Below are 23,898 nucleotides of genomic sequence, written 5' to 3'. Positions count from 1 at the left end.
CTTTAAAAATTTCATAATTGTATAATTTTTTTGCTTATATCGGCAGTAAAATCTGTGGATTTTTGTGAATTAGAAGCGAGAGATAATTCGCATTTTTCTCTAAAATCCACGAAAAGCGGGATTTCAATATATCAATTTCAAGCGGGATAAATTGCAAAATCTGCGTTTTATAAATCCAAAATAGCGGATTTGTCGCATTTGTCCGCTCAAAGCAAATCTCTTTGTGTAGCACCTTGCAGAGATTGCGGTAATATTGCGCCAAATTTTCGTTAAACTCGCCATCGATTTGAAACTCATAAAGCATAATGTTTAAGTTGAGCTGCGCGCTAAAATCCACAATATTATAAGCGATATTTTGCGCTGAATCTGCGGTGATTGTGAGCGACTTTGCGATATTTTCTAATCGCACTTTGCCGACTTTTAGAATGGGGCGATTTGCTTTGAATAAAATTTTGCGATTGCCCTTGCTTTTAAAAATCGCGCTTGGAGCGATGATTAAGCCCATTTTTTTCGCAGAATCTAGGGCGATTTTTTGTGCGATATTTATTTTTGCATATTCGATTTTTACAAAAATATTATCGCTTTGAAGGCGCAGAATCTCGCGTAACTCCGCGATATCGCTTGGATTTAGAATGTTTATTATTAGATTGTCATTTTTGATTTTTTTATGCAAAAATAGCGCGTCTGCGATTATGCCTTTAATCTCATCTTTATCGCAGATTCGAAAGTCGATATAGGCGAAAATATCCCGCCCAAAGGGCGCTGGGAAGCTATGCTTGTTGTTATTTATGCGTTTATAGATTTTATTTAAGATTCGCGGTTCGCCCACCGCCAAAATACTGTCATTTGGGAGAATTATGGTGCTATCTTTTGGCAATAAAAAATTAAATCCCCGATAAATCCCCGCAATGCTCCACCCCTTTTGCAAAATCGAACCAATGCTAGTGTGCGAATATGGACTGCCAAAGGGGACGCCAATTTGCATAATTTCGCCTTTATTTAACCCAAATCCCCGCGCAATTACGGGGATATTTGGCATTTGCTGGATTAGCGACTTTGCACTTAAAAAGTCGCTTGAAACAATGCTGATATTTGCGTCATTATGCAGATTCTGCGATAGATTTGCCTTTTGCTTTAAAAAGACTACGATAGGGATTTCAGGCGCATTTTGGCGGATAATGTGGCAGACTTCGTTGCTCTTTGCGGGATTTTGCGTGATGACAAAAATGCTGTGAATCTTATGCGAGATTAAGGGCGTTAAAAAAAATGATGAGGTAATCTCCGCTCGTAAAATGTGAAATCTATCGCCAAACGCCAAAATCTCGCTGTCATTTGAGATAATCGTGTAATTATTATTGCTTTGATATTTTTCTGCCAAAAATTCTAAAAAAATCTTTGCCACACCGCCCTCAGCGATGATTAGAACGCTTTTCATTTTACCTTTGCCACCTTTTGAATTGCCTTATTTATTTGCCTTTGCCATCTTTATGATTTGCCTTTGTCATCTTTAAAGCGAAATTATATAAAAATATTTACAAAAATATCGCTTTTTGTGTAGAATCTAAAATTTTTAGGGCAGATTCTGCGAAAATGGCGATATTTTAGGGCGTAGATTCTGCGATTTATGCAAGATTCTGCGAAAAAAGGCGCAGATTCTGCGAAATTAGCAAAAGGGTAGGGCGATGCGATATAATTTGGACGAAGAGAGCAGTTTTGAGGCGAATTTGCTATTTTGGATTGAGCGATTTTTGCATTTTAAAATCACCTCTTTAAGTTCGCGAAATGTGAAAGATAGGGCGGTTTTAAATGATATTTTAAAGCAACTTCGCTTTGGGATAAAAAATATCGCGGATTTAAAAGAGCTATCCAAAAAAGTCCGCAACATAGGACTTATCGGCATAAACACTTATGCAAATCCGCTAATAAAACTCTTTATCTACCTGCAAGATTTTGGATTTGCGAGTATGAAAGAGATTGATGAGGAAAAACTGCGCGATTTTATCGCTGTGGAGTGCGCCGCGCTAAGCAATGCTAGTAAAAAAAACTATCGCATTGCAATCATTGGATTTTTTGCATTTATCGATAAAAATAACGAGGATAGCGAGGGAAAAAGCTATATTTTCAATATCGAGCTAAAAAATATCGGCGATATTCGTGGCAAAAGCATTGAAAAACTGCCATCTTTTATGAGCGAGGGCGAGGTGGAGAAGTTTATTGGCGCGATTGATGAGTTCCCATTTAGCGCGAAAATCACAAATCGCAATCGCCTGATTTTGAAACTCATTTTATACACCGGCATTCGCGTAAGCGAGGCACTAAACCTAAAAATAAAAGACATTGCGCCAAAGGATGAATATTATATCTTGCAAGTGCGTGGCAAGGGGAATAAACCGCGCGTTGTGATGATTTTTAGGCGACATATTGAGGAATTATTAAATGCGTGGTTAGAGCAGAAAAATGCGATGCTGTTGAAAAATGACTTAATTTTTTGCAATTTTAAGGACAAAATGCTGACACAAGCATACATTAGTCGCGTGGTGGAGAAGGTGCTAAGTTTTGCAGGGATTAGAAAGGAAAAAAATGGCGCGCATATGCTTCGCCATAGTTTTGCGACTTTGCTGTATCAAAAAAGTTTGGATTTGATTTTGGTGCAAGAGGCGTTAGGACACGCAAGTATCGCCACCTCGCGGATTTATACGCATTTTGATATCTCACGACTGCAAAAGACAACGAGCATTATGCCGGATTAGATTCTGCGAAATATGCGATATTGTGTTAGATTCTGCGATTCTGCGTTTAGATTCTGCAAATCGCAGAATCTAGCGATTTTATCCCCCAAATCGCGCAATAAAAGCCACTATAAATTAGCAAATATCCATCAAATAGCGCAAAAATTTCGCCACCAAAGAGAAACGCGACAAGGGCGAGTGTGGCTGTGAATTTATTTGCAAAATAAAGTGCGATGATAAATGCGCCGATAAAAACCGCGCAAGGTGCTAGATTGCGCGAAAAATCAAATGCGATTACATCCAACTGCCCCAAAAATAGTGTGAGTGAAAAAATGAAAATGATTAGATTTTGCGATATTTTGGCGTTATTTAAATCGCAAAATCCACAATCGCAAAATCCACAATTACAGAATTTCGCGCAAATCTCGCAAAATCCGCTGATATTTTTTGCTAGATTTTGCAAAATAAATGTAGCACATAAAAGGGTGCAAAATAAGCTCGCTTCCCCAAAGAGCGAGAAAAAGAGCATTGTAAGTGAGTAAAAATCCCACAGCACGAAAAATATGGGTAGATTTATAAAAATCATTAGCGATGCGATGGTGGCGTATTTTGCGGTGTTGTGTCGCCTAAAAATGGCGTTTCCTAAAAATACAAACGCACTTAAAAATAATAAATTTATACTAATCATTTTTCACCCCTAATGCCCTTGAAATGGGATAAATTGCCTTATTCTCCGTCATTGCGAGATTCTGCGAAGCAGAATCGTGGCAATCCAAATAATCTAAATTAAAATTGTCATTTTGAGCCGTAGGCGAAAAATCTCTATTTTGAGATATTTCGCTTCGCTCAATATGACAATTTAAACTAGATTCTGCGTTTTTTGTTTCATTCGCAGAATCTGCGATATTTTCGCTGTTTTTTGGATTAGATTCGCTTGTTTTTTCTCGCAAAAAGGGCTGCACCCCCCGCCCCGCTCCCCCTACGCGCCAAAAAGCAGCCGCTTTTTCGCTTTTAGGGGGAGTGCCTCGCTTTTCCGCTTCTAGCAAAAAATCGGCGGTTGCACTACTGCAACCTTGCTCCCGATTTTTTGCACCACGAAGCGGGCGAGTTTTGGTTGCACTTCGTGCAACTAAATTTATTGTGGATTGCTTTGTTGCACTCGCTTCGCTTCGTGCGCCTCGCAATGACGAAATTGGGGCAGATTCTGCGTTTAGATTCTGCGAAATGGTGGCAGATTCTGCGTTTTTTACTTGATTCGCAGAATCTAAAATCATAAAATCTGATATTTTTCTCTCCAAATCTGCCAAATTGATTCGCTTGATTTTTATATTTTTGCGATTGTGCGTGTAGGCGATAAAAAGGTGATTTTTGTCGATGAGTGCGGATGGATAGCTCACTTCGTGGGGATAAGATTGCTTCGTTTTATCGATATTTTGCAAATGCGAAAATTTCGCAAAATCACTCAAAAGATACAGCCCCAAACTCGCACGAGAATTGCCCTGCCACTCGCCATTTTCAAGTATTTTGCCATCGTTGTAAAGAAGCAAGATTCTGCGAATATTTTGCGGATTTTTATAGCTCACAAGCACGGGCGAATCATCCCACCCCATTAAGTTTGTTGCACTTGGCGCACTCCATTTTGCACCAAAATCATCGCACTCTTGCAAAAAACTTGCATTTTTATGTGCCTTGTGATTGCGAAAAAATGCTAGACATTTGCGTGAATCTAGCGCGATAATCGTTGGTTGCAGTTGATTTTTTAGCGCGTTTATGCGCTTTGCGTGTGTGAAATTCGCATTCTCATCAAAAAACGCCACTAGCGCATATTTCGCCCCAAGCTCATAATAAAGTGGCAACATAAATCCGCCATTTTTAAGCAACACGGGCGGTGTCCGCACTAAATGCGAGAAATTTGCCAAAAGTCCTAATTTTAGCTCACTTCTAAATTCTAGCGTCTCCAAATCAGCACCAAATTGCAAATGATAAATCTTTGAAGTCGCCCACCCACCGAGACTAACGCCCACCACAAAAAGATGAATGCGCCCATTTTTATCCCTAAAAATCACGGGATTGCCTAGCTTTTTGATGAATTTTTGCGCCATTATTGAGAGCATTTTAGCGTCCAAAATCGCGCGCTGTGGGGAGGATTGCAAGGTTTGCTTATCGATGAAATGCGCCATAATCTTCACATCACTCGCCCCCTCTTTGCTCCCGGCAAAATACACCGCCATTATTTTCTCGCCTAAGTCTAAAAGCGAACTGCTATGCGCACTATTTGTGGCATTTGGCAAGATGAGATGAGATTCTGCGAGATTTTTGTCATTTTGAGGCGAAAAATTTCTTTTATTTTTTTTGAGATTCTTCGCTACGCTATCGCTTCGATGAGAATGCCAAAGTGAAGTGCGTTTCGCAAAATCTAATTTGGATTTTATTTTATATTCTGCCCCCCCCCGTGCGAGATTCTGCGATTCTGCGTTTAATTCTGCTAGATTCTGCGATTTTTCGTTTGATTCAAATAAATTCACGCTAGATTCTGCGAGATTTTGAGATTTTTCACTTTGCTTAAAATGACAAGATTCTGCGCTAGATTCTGCGATAAAAGGCACATATTTTGGCGTATTTTGCTTTACAAAAACTACAATCGCCACGCATAAAATCGCTATAAAAATCACAAATCCACTTAAACCACGCATTATTTTTCGCATTAAAACTCGCATTAAATTTCGCAATTTTTTCAATCCCTTCGCATTTTTTAAAACCGCAATTTTAGCAAATTTGTCGCAAAACTTTTAAATATTTATTATAAAAGGTATAAATTTATAGGCAGTGCATTATCCCGATGCAGTCAAGCATTTTGTTTGATTGACATTATTTTTATGGAGGTCATTATGACAAAAAGTAGCGTAGTTAGTATAAATGAATCGTTAGAGCAAATCGAAGAATTAACAGCAGACATTCGCCTATCGCTTATGCAAAGGGATATTGAAATGGTTTGCGATGATTATTTGTGCGAAGTCCAAAGAGTTGATGATTGCATAGCAATCCATTTTGAAGCGCATTCAAAGTATCATTTTGGGATACTTGTGGGATACTTTGATGAGTGCTGGTGGAGCGGAATCGTGCTATTTAAAGCAGATGATTCAAGCGCAAACACGAGCGATAAGCTACAATCAGCAAGTAACGATTTGCACCAAAAAGGATTTAAGATTTCGCTATCAAGCGAACACTATGTCTATATGGATTCTGTTGGGATTGTCGAGTGCGAAGAGTTTAGCGAATTTATGCCAAAAGTGTTTGAATCTATCAACGCAAACAAAGATTTGCTATACAAGATAAATGTATCGCTAGAAAATTTCATATAAAGCATAATCGCCACTCCCCCGAATGGGGGAGGGCTTGAATGTGCTATTTAGCTACTTATCAAATCGGTGCAAGATTTAATTGCCTTTGCTTGTGTGAGAGGTGGTAAATCTTGCAAAAGATTCGCATTTTTTGCCAAAGATTCGCGCATTTTTGCTGTCGAATCTAAAAAGCGATTGAGAGTTGAATCTAAAAAATGATTGAGAGTCGAATCTAAAAAGCGATTCGGCAGGACAACTTTTTGTCCATTTTTTATGGAGTAATTTCATTTGTAATTTTAACTTTGAAAGGGGATTGAAAATGAGAACAAATCAAGTTCAAAAAATCATCAGCGATGAGCAGCTTTACCTAAAAAGCAAAGCAAAAATTTATATGCTTAAATTTTTGGTAGAGTTAGATGGATTTACGCGTTTTATGTCTTATATGGCTAGACAGCCCTATGATTATGATGAAATCTCTGATTTTATGGGATTTCGCAAAATTTGCCCCTTGCACGAGACTTATGCAAAGAGCAAAAACAAAGAAAAATACAAAAATGAAATCCTTGCATTTTGCAAAGTCGAGTTGGATTCGCTATTAAAAAAAGAAAAGCAAGGAAAAATCGGTTTTCACAAAACGCTAAATGACAATTTGCACATTTTAGCGGATACTTTGCATTTAAATGATGCGGAGTTTGCTTTGGTGAATATCACTGCGATTGCGACAGAAGTTAGAGAATTTAGGGATTTTTTGGAAGCGTTTGGTAATGTAGGACGCCGTGAATCCGCGCTTATTATCAGTCAGTTGCTAGGATTTTCTTATGATAAGATTATAAATGCCCTTAGCGATGAGGGTATTTTGCGACAACTTGAAATTATCCGCTCTTATCGCAAATCCATAAGCCTTGCGTTGGAATTTGAAAGCGGGGATTTTATCAATATTTTGCTAAGTGAGCATAGAAGCAAAAATGAGCTAACGCGCAATTTTGTTATCCCTTGCGGTGAATCTACGCTTGATTCAAGCGATTACACGCATATCAAAGAGTTGGATTCGCTACTTTGCTATTTGCGATTTGCCAAAGATTCGCGCAAAAAAGGTGTGAATATTTTGCTTTATGGGACACCGGGGACGGGCAAAAGCGAATTTGCCAAAATCATCGCCAAAAATATCAGCGCAAATCTATTCAAAGTCCGCGTAAATGATAGCGACGGAGACGCCCAAGATGGCGAAGCGCGAATCGGTTCATATCTTTTAGCGCAACGCTTTTTGGACGCAAACAAAGACATTTTGCTTTATGATGAAGTGGAGGACATTTTAAACTGCGATAAAGGTAGATTTAAAAACAAAGCGTTTTTTAATGAAATGCTCGAATCAAATCCCGTGCCGACTATTTGGATTACAAATAAGATTTATAATGTGGATAGTGCGCTAATTCGCCGATTTGACTTTGTCGTAGCGATGAATGCGCCCAAAAAGAGCGTCCACAAAGCAATGCTAAATAAAATCTGCGGTGAAAAGTTAGACAAAAAGACTTTGAAATTAGCGCAAAAATCGCCAAATCTCGCACCCGCGCTCATAAATCGCGCAAATGAAGTGAGCTCTGTGTTGCAAGGGGATTTTTCAAAAAATTTCTTAATGTTAGTCAATAACACGCTAAAAGCGCAAGGACACGAGCCTATAAAAAAATCCAAAAAAAGCAAGGATTCTAAAATCGATTTGCCAAAAAGTTATTCGGTGGATTTTATCAATGCGGATTGCGATATTTCGCACATAGCAGATGGTTTGAGTGCGAATCCAAATGCGCGAATCTGCCTTTATGGATTAAGCGGGACGGGCAAAAGTGCCTACGCGCAATTTATCGCAAAAACGCTCAAACGCCCTTGCATTATCAAAGCTGTGAGCGATTTGGAGTCAATGTGGGTGGGTGAAACCGAAAAAAATATCGCTCGCGCATTCAAAGAAGCACAAGCCAAAAAAGCCGTGCTTGTCTTTGATGAGGTGGATAGCTTTTTGCGTGATAGAAAACTTGCGCGTCAAAGCTGGGAGCAAACAAAAGTAAATGAAATGCTCTTGCAAATGGAAAAATTTAATGGGATTTTCATCGCTACTACGAATCTAATGGATAATATCGACAAAGCCGCATTGCGTAGGTTTGACTTAAAAGTCGAATTTAGGGCGTTAGATTGTGCGCAACGCGTGAATCTATTTAAAAAAGAATGCGCGATTTTGGGATTGAAGTGCGAATCTAGCGTGAGAGATTTGGTAGCAAGGTTGGAATGTCTAGCACCGGGCGACTTTGCTGCGGTAAAACGACAGCATAAATTTAGCCCGATAAAAAATGCGCGTGATTTTTATGCGCGACTTTGCGATGAAGTCAAAGTCAAAGATTTGCGCGAAGGTAGTGCTTTTGGTGCAAATGGTGGAGTGGGATTTTTGAGATAAAATTGTATTTAGATTCACACTTTTGTGGCGTGAATTTATGATTTGGATTTGCACTTTTGGGGCGTGAATTTGGTGCGTGGATTTTTGGGTTTAGATTCGCGTGGAGATTATTGTCATTGCGAGGCAGTTTGAGCGATAGCGAAAACAACGAAGCAATAAAACATACCTCTGCCCGTCATTGCGAGGGCTTTAGCCCGAAGCAATCCACTAATGAGACTTTTGAAACACTTGCGAATCGCTTACTTTTGGCGAATCTAAATGCAAATAATTTATCGATTCAATTTTAAGTCATTGATTTTATGTATCTTTTAGATTCGCACGAAAATTTTACCTTATCACAATCTCCGCTCTGCCACTCTCACTCCCCACAATGTAAGTTTCCTCATACAATAAATGCGCATTTATGGTTAGCGTTTGTGGCGAATCTTTTGGCAAATCCGCGCTAGATTCGCACGAATCAATCTCAACTTTAAAATCAAAATCACTATGCCAATGCCCAAAAAACCACTCGATTTTTCCGCTTTGATTTAGCGCGATTTTTTGCGCCAAAATCTCCAACCACACGCAATTTTCATCATCGATTTTAAAGTCCAATCCCAAATGCTTGTCAATGTGTGGCAAAAAGCACTTTGGGCAAGTGTGAGTGATGACAATGTCGATTTGCCCTTTGAATCGCGCCAAATTTTGCAGGGCATATTTCATTTGCGATTGCGTGATATTTTCGCCATCCCACCACGAAATATCGCGCACTCGTTCGGCGATGTCAATGCTTTTTGCCCCGCCCATTGTGAAAATATTGCGCCCTGCGATTTGATAAATCTCCCCACGCCTTAAATGATAACATTTATCTTTGATATATTCGCCCACGATTCCGCCAAATTTCTTGCGTTTGGGGAGTTTATTTAGGCGGTTAAAATTCTCGTGGTTGCCGTCAATAAAGAGCAGAGTGCAAGGCAACTTTGCAAATTCTCTCATCAAAATAGATTCGTTGCTATCGATTTCATCGCTCCACAGCACACCAAAATCCCCGCATACTATGATAAAATCACCTTTTTTGTAAGATTCGTCAATAAAAAAGACTTTTTCAATATCCACTATGCCGTGCGTATCGCCAAAGAGATAGATTGTAGGATTGTGCATTTAACTACGCCTTTTTAAACCATTTTGGTAGATTGTTTTCCATCGCCGAATCTTTAAACATATCAGTAAATGGGGATTTTAGGCGATATAATTCGCGCTTCTTGTATGAACTTCGCCTAAAACTCTTTGCGCTACTAATATCCCACGAATCCAAATTTTGATTAAAAGACTTTGCGTCTAAAAACATTCTATTAAATCTTATAACTTTGCTAAAATATTATCATTTTCTGCTAAATCCTGCAATTCTGCTATATCAGCTGGTTTGTATTTCGCCATTTTGTCCTTTTTTTTAATAAAATCATCGATGAAGTTTTAACATAATTCAGATTTTGTCTGTTTTGTATGGTGAAATTGTATTTTTAATTAACCTCAAACAATCTAAAATGTAGTATAGAATATTATACGCACAACAAAAACAAGTATTTACAGTATATAAAACCTCTGCAAGAATGTCAGAAGAATTAAAAATTACGCAAAAAATCTTTTTTGCGATAGGGTGAAATCCGTTTGATTTTGTCCTAAATCTAAATTTAAAAAAATACATTACACAAATAGTTTTAAAATCACTGTTTTGATTATATGCTGGAATATTTTTTGCTAACAAGATTATGATTACTAAATATGCAAAATGGAGTATATCTTGAATTACTTTATTCAAAAAAATTATGATAAATTAAAAAATTTTTATCACAAGAAAGCATTGTATTATTTATATTTTATTGGGCTTATTATTGCATTTATTGCGTTAAATATTGATGATGGATGGCAAAAAGATACGCTGTTATCATTGGGATTTTTAGTTATTTTAATACCATCAATAGCTGATTTTATATAGAGTTGCTAAAAATATTATTGCAAACAATATTATAAGGTCCATTATGACTATTTTGCCATTCTCTTATATTCTTTATGGAATAGCGGAAATTTTATCAAAAGAGCATATTAGAACTATTGTAAATTTTATGCCAGATAGCTATACAACGGCAATATATTTTTTTGCAATATTTTATGTGACTTGTATTTCAATCATTTTGTTTATGGCTATTTCGGCATTTATTTTGATGATATATTGTGTATTTTCTACGCTCAAAGATATTGAATTTATAAAAAGTCTATTTAGCGGCTTAGCGGCATAGAGAATTATATTATAAAAAAATTTGATTTTCAAAATAAGATTCATTTTGGAGCTTTTATGCTTTGTGGTTTATTTGCCATATTATATGTTATTGGCATTCTCGCACAAAAACCCGCTTTTTATTTTTCCAAATATGCTCCCGCAATCATTCATTATACTTCATACTATGAAAATGGCAAAATATGTTCTAAAATCAATGAAAAATACTATATAAAAATTTTTGGCGACAATCTAGCCTCTATTTCGCCATTCATCGGCAAAATAAATAATGGTATATGGCAATACGACAAAGAAAAACAATTCATAATCAAACAATGCAATTAGCGCAAAGTCCAAATTATGCTATTTCTATAATTTAATAGCTCTACTTAACTTAAATGTATTTTGTCCTGTTAAATTTTATCGCTTCAATATCAAAACTTCGTAGAGAAATATTTTTAAAATCACGCATAAACTGCAATCACACTTTTGCTTATCAAAAGTTGTGATTTGCGTTTCGACTTTTTTGCGCGAGAAAATGGGGTGGAGTTTGCGAGGCAGATTCGCAGAATCTAGCAACACTTTTAATTTCTACAAATTCGCTTTTTTATCCCACGCAAAATATTCCAAAGGATTTTTGGCATAAATGCCTTGCTGTAAGCATAAAGATTTGTTTTAAGTGATAATTTTTGATAACTTCGTAGAATCTCAAAGTAAAATGGCGTTTTTCTCGCCTTGTGCCACCACAGCGCATCAAAAGGATTTTTTACAAAAAGCGGTTTTTTAAAATGCCCCATATTCCAATTTACCTTTTCCCAAGGTTTATAAGACGCCGCGAAGTGGATAAATAGCGGATTTTGCATTGCATCTTTTATCTCATTCTTGCAATACGCACTAGGGCGGACAAAAAATCCATTGCGATATTCTTGCTGTGATATTTGTGTGGTTTGCCCTTCAAAATCAAGTCTGCGCCAATCAATCCACACAAAGTTAAAGCGAAATGGTAAAATTTTAATTTGCCTCTTAAATTTATAATTCAAAAAATCTTGGTCATAAAGTTTTAGTGCAAAAATCTCATCCATATTTTTTGCCCGATATTTTGTCATATCAATTAGCATCACGCCAGAATTGCAATAGTTTTTCGTGTCAAACAAATCCGCGCGATTTGCAAGTCCATTAGAAATAATCGCATCTTTTGCCATCGCAAGGGCATTTCCACCTAAATCTATGTGAAAAATCTCGCGCACATCGCTAGCACACATCACATCGCTATCTAAATACAGCGCAAAATAAATATTTTGCGGTAATAAATCTCCCATTTTTAGGCGAAAATACGCGCAATAATTCTCCCCACTCACGCCCCACGCGCCAAGTTCCTTAAAATAATCCTGCGAGAGATGATAGGTGCTAATAAAAAGCGGGTAGATTTTGGAGAGTTTTGCCTCCAATGCTTTTAATTTTGCTTTTGTTTGGGGCAAAATCGTGTCGGTGATGAGATGAAATTGAAGCGGGAGATTTGGGTAAGATTTTGCGTGTGGATTCTGCGATTTTGGGGTAGATTCTACGATTTTTGTGGTTTTTTCGTTAGATTCTGCGTTTTTTACAGAATCTATCACATTCGCAGAATCTAACTTATTCTGCCCCCCCCCTATTTGATTTTTCGCCAAATTTTTCGCTAGATTCTGCGATAGATTCTACAATGCTTTGCATACAAACTGCGCAATATTTTACATAATTATCATCGCAACAAAACACGATGTGATAGGCATTATCTTTCATTTGCAATCCTTAAATTCAAAAAATAAAACGCATATTGTAGCATTTTAAACAAAATCAAAGTAAAATCCGTCCAATTTTTTTAGCAAAGGCACTTAAATGCAAGATTTACAAAAGCAGATTCTGCGATTAAAAGATGAGCTAGACGCGCTAATTGTGGCGCATTTTTATCAGCGCGATGAGATTGTGGCAATCGCTGATTTTTGTGGCGATAGCTTGGAGCTTGCAAAAAAGGCAAGTAGCGCAAAGCAAAATCTAATCGTATTTTGTGGCGTTAGCTTTATGGGGCAAAGCGTGAAGGTGCTTGCTCCGCAAAAGCGCGTGATTATGCCACGCCTTGCGTGCTGCTCGATGGCGCGAATGATAGATTCAAGCTACTTTGATAAAAGTGTGGCAAAGCTCGAATCTTTTGGGATTACGGATATTTTCCCTATGACTTATATCAACTCAAACGCCGATGTTAAGGCAAAAGTCGGCAAAATGGGTGGCGTAGTTTGCACAAGCGCAAATGCCGCAAAAATCTTTGATTACGCAACTTCCACAAATAAAAAAATTTTTTTTATGCCAGATAGGTGCTTGGGACTAAATTTGGCGCACAAAAACGGCAAAAAAGCCTGTGTGTTAGGCAAATGCACGGACGCAGAGATAATCGAATCTCACATAATCTGCTATGATGGATTTTGCTCGGTTCATCAACTTTTCACACCTGATGACATTGACTTCTACCGCGAAAAATTTAGCGATATTTTGATTGCTACGCACCCAGAATGCGACCCTGCGGTGGTAGCAAAGAGTGATTTTGTCGGTTCTACTAGCCAAATCATAAAGTTTGTAGCGGATTTAGAGCAGAGCGCAAAAGTCGCCGTTGGCACGGAGTTTAATTTGGTTCATCGCCTAACTAAACGAAACGGCAACAAAGAAAATATTTTTGTGCTATCCTCCACCAAACCGCTTTGTCCTACGATGAATGAGACAACTTTGGAGGATTTATATGCCGTGATGAGCGCATTTAGGGACGATATGCCCTATAATGAGATTTGCGAAAATGATGAGACGATTAAATACGCAAAAATGTCGCTAGAAAAAATGTTAGAGTTGTCATAAATGAATGTCAAAGATTTTGTGAAATCCGCCATCGCAGAGGATTTGGGGCGTGGAGATTTGTTTGAGCGGTGCATTTCGCACGAATTGGCACATAAAAAGGTAGAGGCACAAATCATCGCAAAAGAGGGCGGGATTTTTAGTGGCGAAATCTATTTAGACGCGATGTATGAGATTTTTAAAATCAATGCGGAGTTTTTAAAGGCGGATGGGCAACATTTTAAGCGTGGCGAAGTGCTTGTGAAGTTGCGCGGGAATTATATCAACATTTTGCAAAGTGAGCGCGTGGGGCTAAATATTTTGGCGCATAGCAGTGGAATCGCTACAAATACTGGTAGATTCGTAGCAATTTTGCGCGAAAATTGTGCGAATCTAAAAATTTTAGATACGCGAAAAACACGCCCATTGTTGCGTGAGATGGAAAAATACTCCGTGCGAAACGGCGGGGGGACAAATCACAGGTTCGGGCTTGATGACTGCCTAATGTTAAAGGATACGAATCTCGCGCATATTGCGGATTTGGGTGCGTTTATCGCAAATGCAAGGGCGCAAATCTCGTGGGTTGCAAAAATCGAAGTTGAATGCGAAAGCATAGAGAGTGCCGAATCTGCGATGAATGCGGGTGCGGATATAATAATGTGTGATAATATGAGCGCAGAATCTGTGTCAAAAGTCGCCAAAATCCGCAATGAGAAATATCCGCACATTTTGTTAGAAGCAAGTGGAAATATTACAGAGCAAAATATCGCACAATACGCAAAACTTGGCGTTGATGCGGTGAGTGTGGGCGCACTAATTCATCAAGCAAAATGGATAGATTTGAGTTTGAAAATGAAATAATAAAGGTAAAATAAATGCTAAATTATCTAACGCACGCCCCGATAAATTTTCACTTCGCAAAGTCGCCAAAGACCTTTATTGTGGAGGAAATCCCGCTTTATGAGTTTTGCGGAAGTGGAGAGCATTTAATCCTAAAAGTGCGCAAAAAAAATCTCTCCACCCCCGAAATGCTAAATATTTTTAGCCAACATTTAGGCATCAAACGCGCTGAAATCGGTTACGCTGGGTTAAAAGATAAAAACGCGCTATCCATTCAATACATTTCACTTCCTAAAAAGTTCGAGGCAAAAGCGCAGAATCTATCAAATGAAAATATAAAGATTTTAGATTCTGCGATTCACAAAAATAAACTTAAATTAGGGCATTTGGCGGGGAATAAATTTCACATTCACATCAAAAAAGTAGATAAAATTAACGCACTAAAAATTAGCGAAGTTTGCAAAATCATCGCTCAAAATGGAATGCCAAATTACTTTGGAGAACAGCGATTTGGCAAAAATGGCGATAATTTTTTGGAGGGAAAAGCGTTGATGGAGGGCAAAATAAAACTGCGAGATAAAAAAACCGCAAAGTTCCTAATTAGCGCGTATCAAAGTCATTTGTTTAATTTGTGGTTGGAAAATCGCATTGAATTTTGCCAGATTCTGCGTTTTGCGCCAAATGAAGCAAAAAATCGCTACAAAATCCCGCAAAGCGAGTTAAATGAAGCACAAAAGCAAACGCATTTTTTTAAGATTTTAAAAGGCGATGTGATGCGCGGATTTTCACAAGGGAAATTATTTTATGCAAACGCAGAATCTGCCTCTTTGTTTGCCTCGCAGAATCTCGCTCCAACGGGCATTTTATACGGAGGCAAGATTTTAAAAGCGATAGATTCTGCGCTAGAATTTGAAATGCCATTTTATGATGAGATTCTGCGAAATGAGATTGGCGATAGGCGAGTGGCGTGGGTTTTCCCGCAGAATCTAAATTTTATCTACAAAAAAGAAGTCGCGCAAGGGGAATTCAACTTTTCGCTACCAAAGGGAAGTTATGGGACGATATTTTTGGAAATCCTGCAAAACACAAAGGATTTTGCGAGTAAAAACGCAGAATCTAGCGCAGATTCTGCGATAAAAAGGGGGTAAAATGCGAGTAAAGGGACGATTTGAGAAAATCATAAAACAAAATCAAAAAAAGACAAATTTGGTTTTGGTGACTTATATTGCGATATTTGCGGTGATTGGGCTACTTGTGGATATTGTGCGGATTGATGCAGATTCGCTTGGCGGAGGATTTAGCGATTTGCTATCTTTTAGAGAGATGCCCATTGTTACGCTATTTATGGGCGCAATCGCGCTTGTTATTATCGCAGTTATGATTAAAAATTTTAAAAAAATTATGCTTAGCGGAAATCAACATAAACTAATAAATCCAAATCGCGTCTTATCCCGCAAAGAGCAGGAATTATGCGATATTTTGGATGAACTTTTAAAAGCGTCAAAAACGCCCTTTCGCCCTGAATTGTATTTGATGGAAGCGCAATATATGAATGCCTTTGCAAGTGGGTGGGATAAAAATAACTCGATAATCGCGCTTACAACGGCACTTGTGGATAATCTCACGCACGATGAGATAAAGGCGGTGATGGCACACGAGCTAAGTCACATTCGGCACGGCGATATTCGCTTAACTTTAAGCGTGGGTATTTTAAGTAATGTAATGCTTCTTGTGGCAAATTATGGGGTGTTTCTCTTTGCTAGTAGCAATCGCAATTCGGGTGCAAATGCCGCGCGGATGATTTTGCTAGTGCTACAATTTATTTTGCCTATTTTTACGATTTTGCTTCAAATGTATTTAAGTCGCTCGCGTGAATATATGGCAGATAGCGGGGCGGCGTATATGATGGAGGATAGCGCGCCGATGATTTCTGCGCTGCAAAAAATTAGCAAAAGTTATGCTACAAGCGATTTTGGCGATATCAATCCCACTCGCAGGGCGGCGTATATTTTTGATTTTAAAGAGAGTTTTAGCACGCACCCAAGCATTCAAAATCGCATAAAGGCGTTAAGCAAATGAAGCGATTTTTTGATGAGTTTTTTGCGGAAATTGGCGAAGATTCTGCGAGGGAGGGACTTTTAAAGACGGCTGAACGGGCAATAAAATCGTGGGAATATTTATACAGCGGATATAAAAAAAACCCGCTAGATTTATTAAACGCCACGCAATATGCCGAAAACTACGATGAAATGGTGATTTTAAAAGATATTGAGTTTTATTCGATGTGCGAGCATCATATCTTGCCATTTTTTGGAAAGGTGAATATTGGGTATTTGCCTGATTCAAAGCTCGTGGGAATCTCGCACCTTGTGGAAGTTGTGGAAATTTTTGCAAGGCGATTGCAAATTCAAGAGCGACTAAATGAGCAAATCACAGAGTGCATTTGGAGTGCGCTAAACCCCAAAGGCGTGATGGTTGCCATCGAAGCGACACATCTTTGTATGGCAATGCAGGGCAAAAAAAATGCGAAAATTGTGACAAGCTCAGTGCGCGGGACTTTTAAGAAAGACGCGAGAAGTAGGGCGGAGTTTATGTCGCATATAAGTTGAGATTCTGCGTTTTTTGGTTTGGCAATTCGTCTTCGGGTGCATCTTTCGCACTTTTAAAATTTTTTGGGCGTTCGCAGACCGCTAGTCTAGTCTCACACCCAAAAAATTTTAAAAATACAAAACTTCCACCGCAAAAATACTAGAATTGTTTTTAAATGCAGAATCTCAAAATTCCCCCCCCCTCTCAAATGCGCGCGTGGGATTAAGGGGTGGGTAGATTCTGCGAATCGCAGAATCTAAATAGAGATTCTTCGCTTCGCTCAAAATGACAAAATGAAGTGCGAATCGCAGAATCTTGGATTGCTTCGCCCTTGCCAAAGGCAAGGACTCGCAATGACGGAAAAATCTCGCAGATTCTGCGTTTTTCGTGCGAGATTCTGCGAAATCTGCATTAGATTCTGCGTTTTTGTTGCCTTTCGCAGAATCTAAATTGCCATAAAGTCGCCCAAAGCGCCGCAATTTCAAAATAATGCCACTATTGACACGCCCTACACACTCCGCTAAAAATCACCGCCGTATCATCAATCTTACTATATCCGCTTTTTTCTTCGCAATACGCGCGAAAATCGCTCATATCTAAATCGAAATCTTCTAATTTATCGCAGATTCTGCAATGCAGGTGAATGTGCGGATTTTTATTCAACTCGTATTTTTGCTTTTGTGTGGGCGTTTTTATGCTTTTTAAAACTTCGGCATTTTGCATTAAAAGGATATTTTTATAGATTGTCGCAAGAGAAACGCGCGGTATGCGCTCTTTTATCAGCATATAAATATCATCTACGCTTGAATGCCCGTTTTTATAAATCTCATCTAAAATCGCCACGCGCTGGGCGGTTACTTTGAGATGTTTGTCTTTTAATATTTTTGTAAAATCTACGCTACTCATTATGTTACCTTAAAAATTTGTGATTTAAAAAATGCGGATTATATAATAATTTTTATCGTATTTCAAAGGGGCGATTTGTTTATTTTTGAAAAAAATTGTAGAATCTGCACTTTTTTAAACGCAAATTTAAGGGGAGAAAATGTTTGATACGCTTACAAATTCGTTTAAAGGTATTGTTAGCAAGATTCGCTTCCAAGATGATGAAAAGGCATTGGCGCGGAGTTTGGATGAACTAAAAAAGATTTTGCTTCGCAATGATGTCTATCACAAAGTCGCAAAAGAAATCATCGCGCAGGTTGAGGGCAAGTGCAAGGGCGCAATCGGGCGTGATAATTTTAAAAGCGCATTAGAATCCGCGCTTCATAGCGTATTTAGCGGGACTTATGGATTCACTTACGCGCCAAAACCGCCTACAATCGTGCTTATGGTAGGGCTTCAAGGCAGTGGCAAAACGACAAGTAGCGCGAAACTTGCAAACTATCTCAAACTGCGTGGTAAAAAAGTGCTTTTGGTATCTTGCGACTTGCAAAGATTAGCGGCGGTTGAGCAACTGCGACAATTAGCAAAAGAAATCGAAGTGGATTTTTTTAACGCAGAATCCACGCAAAACGCAGAATCTAGCGCAGATTCTGCGAGTGTGCTTCAAATCGCAATAGATTCTGCGAAAATGGGCGAATCCAAACTCTATGATGTTGTCATCATCGACACGGCGGGGCGTTTGGCGATTGACAAGGATTTGATGAGCGAATTACAAGCGATTAAAAGCAAAGTTAATGCAAATGAATCATTTTATGTGTTAGATAGTTTGAGCGGACAGGACGCCGTGCGGAGTGCGGATACATTCAACAAAGAGATAGGTTTAAGCGGTGTGATTTTAAGCAAATTTGACAGCGACACAAAAGGCGGGATTGCGCTTTCAGTCGCAAAGCAAATCGGCGTCCCCATTCGCTTTATCGGCAGCGGCGAGAAAATGGCGGATTTGGATATTTTCCTACCAGAGCGAATCGTAGGGCGACTTATGGGCGCGGGAGATGTGGCAGGATTTATTGAAAAAACCACCGCCGTAGTCGATGAAAAAGAAGCAAAGGCAATCACCAAAAAAATCAAAAAAGGCACTTTCACATTTACCGATTTTTTGGCGCAACTTGAAAATATCAAAAAAATGGGTTCGATGAAGTCGCTCATTTCGATGATGCCCGGACTTGGCGCGATGGGCGATGCGCTAAAAAATGTCGATATTGACAATTCACGCGAAATAAAAGTCATAAAGGCGATGGTAGCTTCGATGACGCCAAAAGAGCGCGAAAATCCAGACATTTTAAATGGCTCTCGCAGAAAGCGAATAGCACTTGGCGCGGGGCTAGAAGTCAGCGACATAAACCGCGCTTTAAAGCAGTTTGATATGGCTGCAAAAATGGCAAAGCAGATGACTTCCCCAAATGGCGTAAAAAACATTATGAATATGATTCAAGGTGCGAATCTTAATAAAATGCGATAAAATTTTGCTATAATTCGCGTTTTTTAAAAAATATTAAGGAGAAAAAATGGCAACAGTGATTAGACTAACTCGTGCGGGGCGCAAAAAAAAGCCCTTTTATAAAATCGTAGTTACAGATAGCAGAAAAAGGCGCGATGGCGGGTGGATTGAATCTATCGGCTACTACAATCCGCTAAACCCAGACTTCAAAAAAGTCGATAAAGAGAGACTTTCTTATTGGGTAAAAGTGGGCGCGAAAATGAGCGATAGAGTGAAAGAAATCACAAAATAAGGTTTGTGGCGAAAAATGATTAAAGATTTTATTCAATCCTACGCGCAAAAAATCGCCCTAAATCCAAAGCAGATTATGGTAGAAGAGAGTATCGATTCGCAACATAAGATTCGCAATATCACAATCTATGCAAGTAGCGCAGATGTCGGGCGACTGATAGGCAAACAAGGCAAAATGATAAGCTCCATAAAAACGCTTGTATCGGCGTGTAAGGCAAAGGACGGAATGAGTTGCAAAATCGTTGTCGAGGCGATTTAGGCGAATCTAATGCAAATTTGACTTTGGATTCGCACGAATCTAGTGGCGATTTGTGTGATTCGCACAATCTAAACGCCGATGATTTTGGCATTTTGGTGGCAAAATGTGGCAAAACCATTGGGCTAAAAGGCGAGATTCGGCTCATCATTTATAGCGATTTTGATGAAATTTTCACAAAGGGCAATGTGTTTTTGGCAAGGGATACGGCGCACGATTCACGGCACACAAAGCAAACCACCACTCGTCATTGCGGGGCGTTTGAGCGAAGCGAAAACAACGAAGCAATCCACGAATCGAAAAATGGATGGTTACTTCGCTTCGCTCGTAAATCCTGTGGATTGCCACGACTTGACTGCGTCAAGTCTCGCAATGACGGCTTTTTTCTTACGCTAAAATCTTTCAATCCACATAAAAAAAGTGCGACATTTGATGAAATTCAAAGCATTGATGATGCAAAAAATCTCACTTCGCTTTTGCTTTATTCTAGTGAATCGTTGAGCCAAAAATATTGTGCGCTTGGCGAAAATGAGCATTTTTGGTTTGAAATCATCGGTATGTGCGTGGTTGAAAATGATGAGACTATCGGCATTGTGAGCGACATTGAGCGAATCGGTAGCGTGGATTATTTGATTGTGGCAGTGAGTGCCGAGATTTGCGCGAAATATCCGCACATAAAGGCAAAAAAATTTTATATCCCATATATTTCGCGCTACATTTTGCAAACTGACAAGTCAAAAAATACGATTTTCACGCAAGATTCGCTAGGCATTTTGGAGAATTCGTAAATGCGATTCACATTTCTAACGCTTTTTTCTAACCTAATCAGCGGATATTTTAGCGATTCGATTTTAAAACGCGCCATTGATTCGCAACTCATCGAAATTGAAATCATCGATTTTCGCGCATTTAGCACGGACAAGCACAAAAAAGTCGATAATTATCAAGCAAGTGGCGGTGCGGGGCTTGTGATTTGCGCTGATATTTTGGAGAGTGCGTTGCGTGAAATCGCCACGCCACAAAGCCATATCATCTATCTTACGCCTGTGGCAAAGCCTTTTTGTAGTTTTGATGCGAAGCGTTTGGCGCAAAATCAAAGCCATATAATTTTCATTTGTGGGCGTTATGAGGGCGTTGATGAGCGCGTGATTGAGGCGTTTGTCGATGAAGTTTTTTGCATTGGCGATTATATTTTGACTGGGGGTGAGATTGCAAGTTTGGTGCTTTGTGATTGCATTTCGCGCCATATTCCACAAGTTTTAGGCAATGCCGAATCTTTGCAGGGTGAGAGCTTTGAATCGAACCTTTTAGAAGCCCCCATTTTCACAAAAAATATAAATAATGAAAAAAATATTGCAAATTTAAGCATTCCTTTAGAATATATAAAGGGAAATCATAGTAAAATTCGCACTTTTAAACAAAAATTAGCAGTTGCAAAGACGAAATATTTTCGTCCAGACCTGCATAAAAGGACATAACAATGCAAAATAAATATATCGAAGCGTTTGAAAAAGCGCAGATTAAGGATAAAAAAGTCCCTAATTTTAGGGCGGGAGATACGCTAAAAGTCGGCATTATCATCAAAGAGGGCGATAAAAGCAGGATTCAGTATTTTGAGGGAATCTGCATTGCCGTGCGTGGCGGTGGCGTGAATAAGAGCTTTCGAGTGCGCAAAATCGGCGCGAATAATGTCGGCGTGGAAAAAACCTTTCCGCTTTATAGCGAAGGGTTAGATTCAATCGAAGTCGTCCGCAAAGGTAGTGTGCGCCGTGCAAAACTCTACTATTTAAGAGATAGAAAAGGCAAAGCCGCACGAATCAAAGAGCTTCGCAAACAAGATACAAACAAAGATAGCGCGAAAAAGTCTGCCGAATCTGCTGAAACCACACAGGGGGGGGGGGGAATAGCCTAACCCAAACCATAACCTACACAAAAATCCCTAGCCAAAAAGAAAATTTTAGAGATTTTCTGCGTAGTGGCGAGGGGACGGATTTTAGGACAAACTCCAAAGCCATATTAGCACAAGGCGGAACGCCGAGTAGCGTGAGTGGTTATATTTCTATGCTTGGTAGATTAAGCAGAATAATCAGCGATAACTCTAACACAAACTTTGATATATTTTGCTTTAAGGGCGATAGCACAGATATTGATAGGCTTTTTAGTTTTGCCAAAAAGTTTGAAAAACAAAGTTTTATCGAAGATGTCAATAGCCCCGTTGAAAAATATAAAGTTTTCAATGATAAACATTTGCAAAATATTAGTGGCACTGAATCCACAATAACAATCAGCGAGTAACACAATGAAAAAGTTAGTTTGTGCTATGTTGCTGATTTTGAGGGGGTAAAATTATGATATTTTTCATAATAGGAATTATAGTGCTTATATTTGGTGGTCCAATTGCATTTTTAGTATATTTAGGAATATTATTCTTATTAGATATGGTGCTATGATAAGTTGAAATAACTAGAGCAAGTTATATAAAAATTGCAAATATGACAAATTTAGTGCTTATATAATTTTTCACAATCCAAATTTTTCGCTATAATCCTTAATTTTTAAATTTCATAAAATTAAGGATTCGCACTATGAACTCTCCCCGCACTACGCGCATAAATCAACTCTACGAACGCCTTAAAAATTCAAGCGGCATTAGCCCTAGCGACTTGGCGCGTGAGTTTGGCGTTAGCACCAAAACCATTCAGCGCGATTTTGCAGAGCTACGCAATTTGGGCGCGTATAAAGTCGGGCATTTGCTTTACCTTGATAAGAAACGCGCTACTGACGCCCTAAAAAGCGATGAGCGAATCATACTTGGCATTTTAAGCAAACTCGCCAAAAATAACGGCACGGATTTTTATCTAAAAGCCCGTCCCTTGCTTACAAAGCTAACACAGCAACTTGACCAGCCCATTCACATAAGTGCGCAAAGTGAGAGTTTGGAGGACGATGATTTGGTGCATTTTGACTTTATCGAAAAGCTGATTTTAGAGCGCGTGGAGCTTGGATTCGCCTACCACGACAAAAGCTATCAAATCAAACCCATAAAACTCGCGCATTTCGATGGATTTTGGTATGTGCTGGGGCTTGATAGCGCAGATAGCGATATTTTTAAGAAGTTTTATTTTAAGGATATGCGCGATTTGGTGGCTTTGGAGCGCAAATTTGCGATTAGCGATGAAGTGGAGCAACGGCTTAAAAATGCGCATAGCGCGTGGTTCAACCTAAATCCGCCATTTTTGGTGCGACTGCTGATTGACGCGGAAATCGCCAAATATTTCAAACGCAAGTGCATAAATGGTGCGATTTTGACAGCGCAAAAGGACGGTAGCGCGATTTTGGAGCTAGAAATCTCGCACATTATGGAAATAAAGCCACTAATCTATCAATATATCCCGCACATTAGGGCAATAGAGCCAGAGTGGCTAAATGAGGAGCTAAAAGCCGAAATCGCGGGATATGTAAATTCTATCTAATATCGCAGAATCTAGTTTGAATCAAGCGTTATTTTAGATTTGCGTGAAACTAAATAGTAGATTCTGCGAATCGCCCCAAAATCGCAGAATCTACCGCAGATTCTGCGAAAAACTACCACTTCATTTTCACGCCCTTCATAAATCACAACTCTTTCGCACAAGCAGGAAACTACGCATTAAGCGGATTTGACTATGGTTTCATCACCGCTTTTAGCGTGACACTCGCAGAATCTCACACATTTGGCGCACACTTCGCCCTAACTTATGGCACATTACGCGACAAGCACGATAAAGACTTGGCAGTCAAAAATCTAAATTTATTCGGCGGACTGCATTATAAAATCGACTTGCCTTTCGCGCTATTTTTAAAGGCACACGGGGACTTCTACCACTTCTCAAACGACTTAAAAACGCAATTTTTGGCGGATTTAAAACCGCAAAATTTA

34 protein-coding genes are annotated in these 23,898 nt (G+C 39.0%); 22 read left to right on the top strand and 12 right to left on the bottom strand.

Annotated elements, in window-relative coordinates:
• Positions 1-34: 34 nt before the first annotated feature.
• Positions 35-1,435 (bottom strand): TrkA C-terminal domain-containing protein, encoded by a 1,401-nt coding sequence (locus tag ACWIUD_RS04775; protein WP_454147214.1) that lies wholly within the window; start codon positions 1,433-1,435, stop codon positions 35-37.
• A gap of 247 nt (positions 1,436-1,682) precedes the next feature.
• On the opposite strand from ACWIUD_RS04775, the gene ACWIUD_RS04770 reads away from it, so the two are divergent.
• Positions 1,683-2,750, top strand: coding sequence for a tyrosine-type recombinase/integrase (locus ACWIUD_RS04770; RefSeq protein WP_454147212.1), 1,068 nt, complete (start codon positions 1,683-1,685; stop codon positions 2,748-2,750).
• A 46-nt stretch (positions 2,751-2,796) separates the two neighbouring features.
• Here the strand turns inward: ACWIUD_RS04770 and ACWIUD_RS04765 are convergent, their stop codons facing one another.
• Both ACWIUD_RS04765 and ACWIUD_RS04760 read right to left on the bottom strand, forming a co-directional pair.
• Positions 2,797-3,417, bottom strand: a complete 621-nt coding sequence (locus ACWIUD_RS04765) for a hypothetical protein (protein ID WP_454147210.1) — start codon at positions 3,415-3,417, stop codon at positions 2,797-2,799.
• Positions 3,410-5,422 carry an exo-alpha-sialidase gene (locus ACWIUD_RS04760; protein ID WP_454147208.1) on the bottom strand — a complete coding sequence of 671 codons (2,013 nt, stop codon included), beginning with the start codon at positions 5,420-5,422 and terminating at the stop codon, positions 3,410-3,412. Before ACWIUD_RS04760 ends, ACWIUD_RS04765 begins: the two co-directional genes overlap by 8 nt.
• Positions 5,423-5,587: 165 nt before the next feature.
• Between ACWIUD_RS04760 and ACWIUD_RS04755 the strand changes: the two genes are divergently transcribed.
• Complete coding sequence (locus tag ACWIUD_RS04755) at positions 5,588-6,091, top strand: hypothetical protein (protein ID WP_454147206.1); 504 nt, start codon at positions 5,588-5,590, stop codon at positions 6,089-6,091.
• 75 nt (positions 6,092-6,166) lie between these two features.
• On the opposite strand, the gene ACWIUD_RS04750 is transcribed toward ACWIUD_RS04755, so the two are convergent.
• Complete coding sequence (locus ACWIUD_RS04750; protein WP_454147204.1) at positions 6,167-6,358, bottom strand: hypothetical protein; 192 nt, start codon at positions 6,356-6,358, stop codon at positions 6,167-6,169.
• A 31-nt stretch (positions 6,359-6,389) separates the two neighbouring features.
• Between ACWIUD_RS04750 and ACWIUD_RS04745 the strand changes: the two genes are divergently transcribed.
• The gene (locus ACWIUD_RS04745) at positions 6,390-8,510 is read left to right on the top strand and encodes an AAA family ATPase (RefSeq protein WP_454147202.1); all 2,121 of its coding nucleotides are present in this window, start codon (positions 6,390-6,392) and stop codon (positions 8,508-8,510) included.
• A gap of 56 nt (positions 8,511-8,566) precedes the next feature.
• Positions 8,567-8,797, top strand: coding sequence for a hypothetical protein (locus ACWIUD_RS04740; RefSeq protein WP_454147200.1), 231 nt, complete (start codon positions 8,567-8,569; stop codon positions 8,795-8,797).
• Positions 8,798-8,837: 40 nt separating this feature from the next.
• Here the strand turns inward: ACWIUD_RS04740 and ACWIUD_RS04735 are convergent, their stop codons facing one another.
• Complete coding sequence (locus ACWIUD_RS04735) at positions 8,838-9,650, bottom strand: metallophosphoesterase family protein (protein ID WP_454147198.1); 813 nt, start codon at positions 9,648-9,650, stop codon at positions 8,838-8,840.
• Positions 9,651-9,654: 4 nt separating this feature from the next.
• Positions 9,655-9,852, bottom strand: coding sequence for a BspA family leucine-rich repeat surface protein (locus ACWIUD_RS04730; protein WP_454147440.1), 198 nt, complete (start codon positions 9,850-9,852; stop codon positions 9,655-9,657).
• Between the two features lie 438 nt (positions 9,853-10,290).
• On the opposite strand from ACWIUD_RS04730, the gene ACWIUD_RS04725 reads away from it, so the two are divergent.
• Genes ACWIUD_RS04725 through ACWIUD_RS04715 form a run of 3 tightly spaced genes read left to right on the top strand, consistent with a single transcriptional unit; the run spans position 10,291 to position 11,109 of the window.
• Complete coding sequence (locus ACWIUD_RS04725; RefSeq protein ID WP_454147196.1) at positions 10,291-10,485, top strand: hypothetical protein; 195 nt, start codon at positions 10,291-10,293, stop codon at positions 10,483-10,485.
• 43 nt (positions 10,486-10,528) lie between these two features.
• Positions 10,529-10,786: a hypothetical protein gene (locus ACWIUD_RS04720; RefSeq protein ID WP_454147194.1), complete on the top strand. Its 258-nt coding sequence runs from the start codon at positions 10,529-10,531 to the stop codon at positions 10,784-10,786.
• Between the two features lie 56 nt (positions 10,787-10,842).
• Complete coding sequence (locus ACWIUD_RS04715; protein ID WP_454147192.1) at positions 10,843-11,109, top strand: hypothetical protein; 267 nt, start codon at positions 10,843-10,845, stop codon at positions 11,107-11,109.
• Between the two features lie 75 nt (positions 11,110-11,184).
• Here the strand turns inward: ACWIUD_RS04715 and ACWIUD_RS04710 are convergent, their stop codons facing one another.
• Genes ACWIUD_RS04710 through ACWIUD_RS04700 form a run of 3 tightly spaced genes read right to left on the bottom strand, consistent with a single transcriptional unit; the run spans position 11,185 to position 12,543 of the window.
• A complete protein-coding gene (locus ACWIUD_RS04710; RefSeq protein ID WP_454147190.1) occupies positions 11,185-11,346 on the bottom strand; it encodes a hypothetical protein in 162 nt (53 codons plus the stop codon).
• Positions 11,347-11,348: 2 nt separating this feature from the next.
• Complete coding sequence (locus ACWIUD_RS04705; RefSeq protein ID WP_454147188.1) at positions 11,349-12,431, bottom strand: glycosyltransferase family 8 protein; 1,083 nt, start codon at positions 12,429-12,431, stop codon at positions 11,349-11,351.
• Complete coding sequence (locus tag ACWIUD_RS04700; RefSeq protein WP_454133977.1) at positions 12,397-12,543, bottom strand: hypothetical protein; 147 nt, start codon at positions 12,541-12,543, stop codon at positions 12,397-12,399. The genes ACWIUD_RS04705 and ACWIUD_RS04700 overlap by 35 nt, the downstream gene beginning before the upstream one ends.
• A 96-nt stretch (positions 12,544-12,639) precedes the next feature.
• Here ACWIUD_RS04700 and nadA point away from each other — a divergent pair, with 96 nt between their 5' ends.
• Genes nadA through ACWIUD_RS04670 form a run of 6 tightly spaced genes read left to right on the top strand, consistent with a single transcriptional unit; the run spans position 12,640 to position 17,212 of the window.
• Complete coding sequence (gene nadA, locus ACWIUD_RS04695) at positions 12,640-13,644, top strand: quinolinate synthase NadA (RefSeq protein WP_454147186.1); 1,005 nt, start codon at positions 12,640-12,642, stop codon at positions 13,642-13,644.
• A complete protein-coding gene (gene nadC, locus ACWIUD_RS04690; protein WP_454147184.1) occupies positions 13,645-14,481 on the top strand; it encodes a carboxylating nicotinate-nucleotide diphosphorylase in 837 nt (278 codons plus the stop codon).
• A gap of 14 nt (positions 14,482-14,495) precedes the next feature.
• Positions 14,496-15,608, top strand: coding sequence for a tRNA pseudouridine(13) synthase TruD (truD, locus tag ACWIUD_RS04685; RefSeq protein WP_454147182.1), 1,113 nt, complete (start codon positions 14,496-14,498; stop codon positions 15,606-15,608).
• A 1-nt stretch (position 15,609) separates the two neighbouring features.
• A complete protein-coding gene (htpX, locus tag ACWIUD_RS04680; RefSeq protein WP_454147180.1) occupies positions 15,610-16,539 on the top strand; it encodes a zinc metalloprotease HtpX in 930 nt (309 codons plus the stop codon).
• The gene (gene folE, locus ACWIUD_RS04675) at positions 16,536-17,069 is read left to right on the top strand and encodes a GTP cyclohydrolase I FolE (RefSeq protein WP_454147178.1); all 534 of its coding nucleotides are present in this window, start codon (positions 16,536-16,538) and stop codon (positions 17,067-17,069) included. Before htpX ends, folE begins: the two co-directional genes overlap by 4 nt.
• Positions 17,066-17,212 carry a hypothetical protein gene (locus tag ACWIUD_RS04670; RefSeq protein ID WP_454147176.1) on the top strand — a complete coding sequence of 49 codons (147 nt, stop codon included), beginning with the start codon at positions 17,066-17,068 and terminating at the stop codon, positions 17,210-17,212. The genes folE and ACWIUD_RS04670 overlap by 4 nt, the downstream gene beginning before the upstream one ends.
• A gap of 22 nt (positions 17,213-17,234) precedes the next feature.
• On the opposite strand, the gene ACWIUD_RS04665 is transcribed toward ACWIUD_RS04670, so the two are convergent.
• Positions 17,235-17,534, bottom strand: coding sequence for a hypothetical protein (locus ACWIUD_RS04665; RefSeq protein WP_454147174.1), 300 nt, complete (start codon positions 17,532-17,534; stop codon positions 17,235-17,237).
• Between the two features lie 10 nt (positions 17,535-17,544).
• Positions 17,545-17,955, bottom strand: coding sequence for a Fur family transcriptional regulator (locus ACWIUD_RS04660; RefSeq protein ID WP_454147172.1), 411 nt, complete (start codon positions 17,953-17,955; stop codon positions 17,545-17,547).
• Between the two features lie 139 nt (positions 17,956-18,094).
• Here ACWIUD_RS04660 and ACWIUD_RS04655 point away from each other — a divergent pair, with 139 nt between their 5' ends.
• The 8 genes from ACWIUD_RS04655 to ACWIUD_RS04620 all read left to right on the top strand — a co-directional run bounded on the left by ACWIUD_RS04655 (position 18,095) and on the right by ACWIUD_RS04620 (position 23,452).
• Positions 18,095-19,453 (top strand): signal recognition particle protein, encoded by a 1,359-nt coding sequence (locus tag ACWIUD_RS04655; RefSeq protein WP_454147170.1) that lies wholly within the window; start codon positions 18,095-18,097, stop codon positions 19,451-19,453.
• Between the two features lie 46 nt (positions 19,454-19,499).
• Positions 19,500-19,724, top strand: a complete 225-nt coding sequence (gene rpsP, locus ACWIUD_RS04650) for a 30S ribosomal protein S16 (protein WP_454147168.1) — start codon at positions 19,500-19,502, stop codon at positions 19,722-19,724.
• A 15-nt stretch (positions 19,725-19,739) separates the two neighbouring features.
• Positions 19,740-19,982: a KH domain-containing protein gene (locus tag ACWIUD_RS04645; RefSeq protein WP_454133993.1), complete on the top strand. Its 243-nt coding sequence runs from the start codon at positions 19,740-19,742 to the stop codon at positions 19,980-19,982.
• Positions 19,955-20,767 carry a ribosome maturation factor RimM gene (locus ACWIUD_RS04640; RefSeq protein WP_454147166.1) on the top strand — a complete coding sequence of 271 codons (813 nt, stop codon included), beginning with the start codon at positions 19,955-19,957 and terminating at the stop codon, positions 20,765-20,767. The genes ACWIUD_RS04645 and ACWIUD_RS04640 overlap by 28 nt, the downstream gene beginning before the upstream one ends.
• A complete protein-coding gene (gene trmD / locus ACWIUD_RS04635; RefSeq protein WP_454147164.1) occupies positions 20,768-21,457 on the top strand; it encodes a tRNA (guanosine(37)-N1)-methyltransferase TrmD in 690 nt (229 codons plus the stop codon).
• A 2-nt stretch (positions 21,458-21,459) separates the two neighbouring features.
• Complete coding sequence (gene rplS / locus ACWIUD_RS04630; protein ID WP_454147162.1) at positions 21,460-21,891, top strand: 50S ribosomal protein L19; 432 nt, start codon at positions 21,460-21,462, stop codon at positions 21,889-21,891.
• A gap of 131 nt (positions 21,892-22,022) precedes the next feature.
• Entirely contained in the window at positions 22,023-22,274 is a 252-nt protein-coding gene (locus tag ACWIUD_RS04625) for a hypothetical protein (RefSeq protein ID WP_454147160.1), read from the top strand.
• Positions 22,275-22,564: 290 nt separating this feature from the next.
• The gene (locus ACWIUD_RS04620) at positions 22,565-23,452 is read left to right on the top strand and encodes a helix-turn-helix transcriptional regulator (protein ID WP_454147158.1); all 888 of its coding nucleotides are present in this window, start codon (positions 22,565-22,567) and stop codon (positions 23,450-23,452) included.
• An 11-nt stretch (positions 23,453-23,463) separates the two neighbouring features.
• Here the strand turns inward: ACWIUD_RS04620 and ACWIUD_RS04615 are convergent, their stop codons facing one another.
• Positions 23,464-23,613, bottom strand: coding sequence for a hypothetical protein (locus ACWIUD_RS04615; protein WP_454147156.1), 150 nt, complete (start codon positions 23,611-23,613; stop codon positions 23,464-23,466).
• Positions 23,614-23,667: 54 nt separating this feature from the next.
• On the opposite strand from ACWIUD_RS04615, the gene ACWIUD_RS04610 reads away from it, so the two are divergent.
• Positions 23,668-23,898: hypothetical protein (locus tag ACWIUD_RS04610; protein WP_454147154.1), on the top strand; the 231-nt coding region annotated here is incomplete at its 3' end.

The organism is Helicobacter sp. 23-1044, assembly GCF_053654695.1.
This window is presented reverse-complemented; position numbering and strand designations above follow the sequence as displayed.

Coding starts and splice junctions, on each gene's coding strand:
- ACWIUD_RS04775 (WP_454147214.1), bottom strand. CDS start 1,435: ATGAAAAGCGTTCTAATCATCGCTGAGGGCGGTGTGGCAAAGATTTTT.
- ACWIUD_RS04770 (WP_454147212.1), top strand. CDS start 1,683: ATGCGATATAATTTGGACGAAGAGAGCAGTTTTGAGGCGAATTTGCTA.
- ACWIUD_RS04765 (WP_454147210.1), bottom strand. CDS start 3,417: ATGATTAGTATAAATTTATTATTTTTAAGTGCGTTTGTATTTTTAGGA.
- ACWIUD_RS04760 (WP_454147208.1), bottom strand. CDS start 5,422: ATGCGTGGTTTAAGTGGATTTGTGATTTTTATAGCGATTTTATGCGTG.
- ACWIUD_RS04750 (WP_454147204.1), bottom strand. CDS start 6,358: ATGAAATTACTCCATAAAAAATGGACAAAAAGTTGTCCTGCCGAATCG.
- ACWIUD_RS04745 (WP_454147202.1), top strand. CDS start 6,390: ATGAGAACAAATCAAGTTCAAAAAATCATCAGCGATGAGCAGCTTTAC.
- ACWIUD_RS04735 (WP_454147198.1), bottom strand. CDS start 9,650: ATGCACAATCCTACAATCTATCTCTTTGGCGATACGCACGGCATAGTG.
- ACWIUD_RS04720 (WP_454147194.1), top strand. CDS start 10,529: ATGACTATTTTGCCATTCTCTTATATTCTTTATGGAATAGCGGAAATT.
- ACWIUD_RS04715 (WP_454147192.1), top strand. CDS start 10,843: ATGCTTTGTGGTTTATTTGCCATATTATATGTTATTGGCATTCTCGCA.
- ACWIUD_RS04700 (WP_454133977.1), bottom strand. CDS start 12,543: ATGAAAGATAATGCCTATCACATCGTGTTTTGTTGCGATGATAATTAT.
- nadA (WP_454147186.1), top strand. CDS start 12,640: ATGCAAGATTTACAAAAGCAGATTCTGCGATTAAAAGATGAGCTAGAC.
- nadC (WP_454147184.1), top strand. CDS start 13,645: ATGAATGTCAAAGATTTTGTGAAATCCGCCATCGCAGAGGATTTGGGG.
- truD (WP_454147182.1), top strand. CDS start 14,496: ATGCTAAATTATCTAACGCACGCCCCGATAAATTTTCACTTCGCAAAG.
- htpX (WP_454147180.1), top strand. CDS start 15,610: ATGCGAGTAAAGGGACGATTTGAGAAAATCATAAAACAAAATCAAAAA.
- folE (WP_454147178.1), top strand. CDS start 16,536: ATGAAGCGATTTTTTGATGAGTTTTTTGCGGAAATTGGCGAAGATTCT.
- ACWIUD_RS04660 (WP_454147172.1), bottom strand. CDS start 17,955: ATGAGTAGCGTAGATTTTACAAAAATATTAAAAGACAAACATCTCAAA.
- ACWIUD_RS04655 (WP_454147170.1), top strand. CDS start 18,095: ATGTTTGATACGCTTACAAATTCGTTTAAAGGTATTGTTAGCAAGATT.
- rpsP (WP_454147168.1), top strand. CDS start 19,500: ATGGCAACAGTGATTAGACTAACTCGTGCGGGGCGCAAAAAAAAGCCC.
- ACWIUD_RS04645 (WP_454133993.1), top strand. CDS start 19,740: ATGATTAAAGATTTTATTCAATCCTACGCGCAAAAAATCGCCCTAAAT.
- trmD (WP_454147164.1), top strand. CDS start 20,768: ATGCGATTCACATTTCTAACGCTTTTTTCTAACCTAATCAGCGGATAT.
- rplS (WP_454147162.1), top strand. CDS start 21,460: ATGCAAAATAAATATATCGAAGCGTTTGAAAAAGCGCAGATTAAGGAT.
- ACWIUD_RS04620 (WP_454147158.1), top strand. CDS start 22,565: ATGAACTCTCCCCGCACTACGCGCATAAATCAACTCTACGAACGCCTT.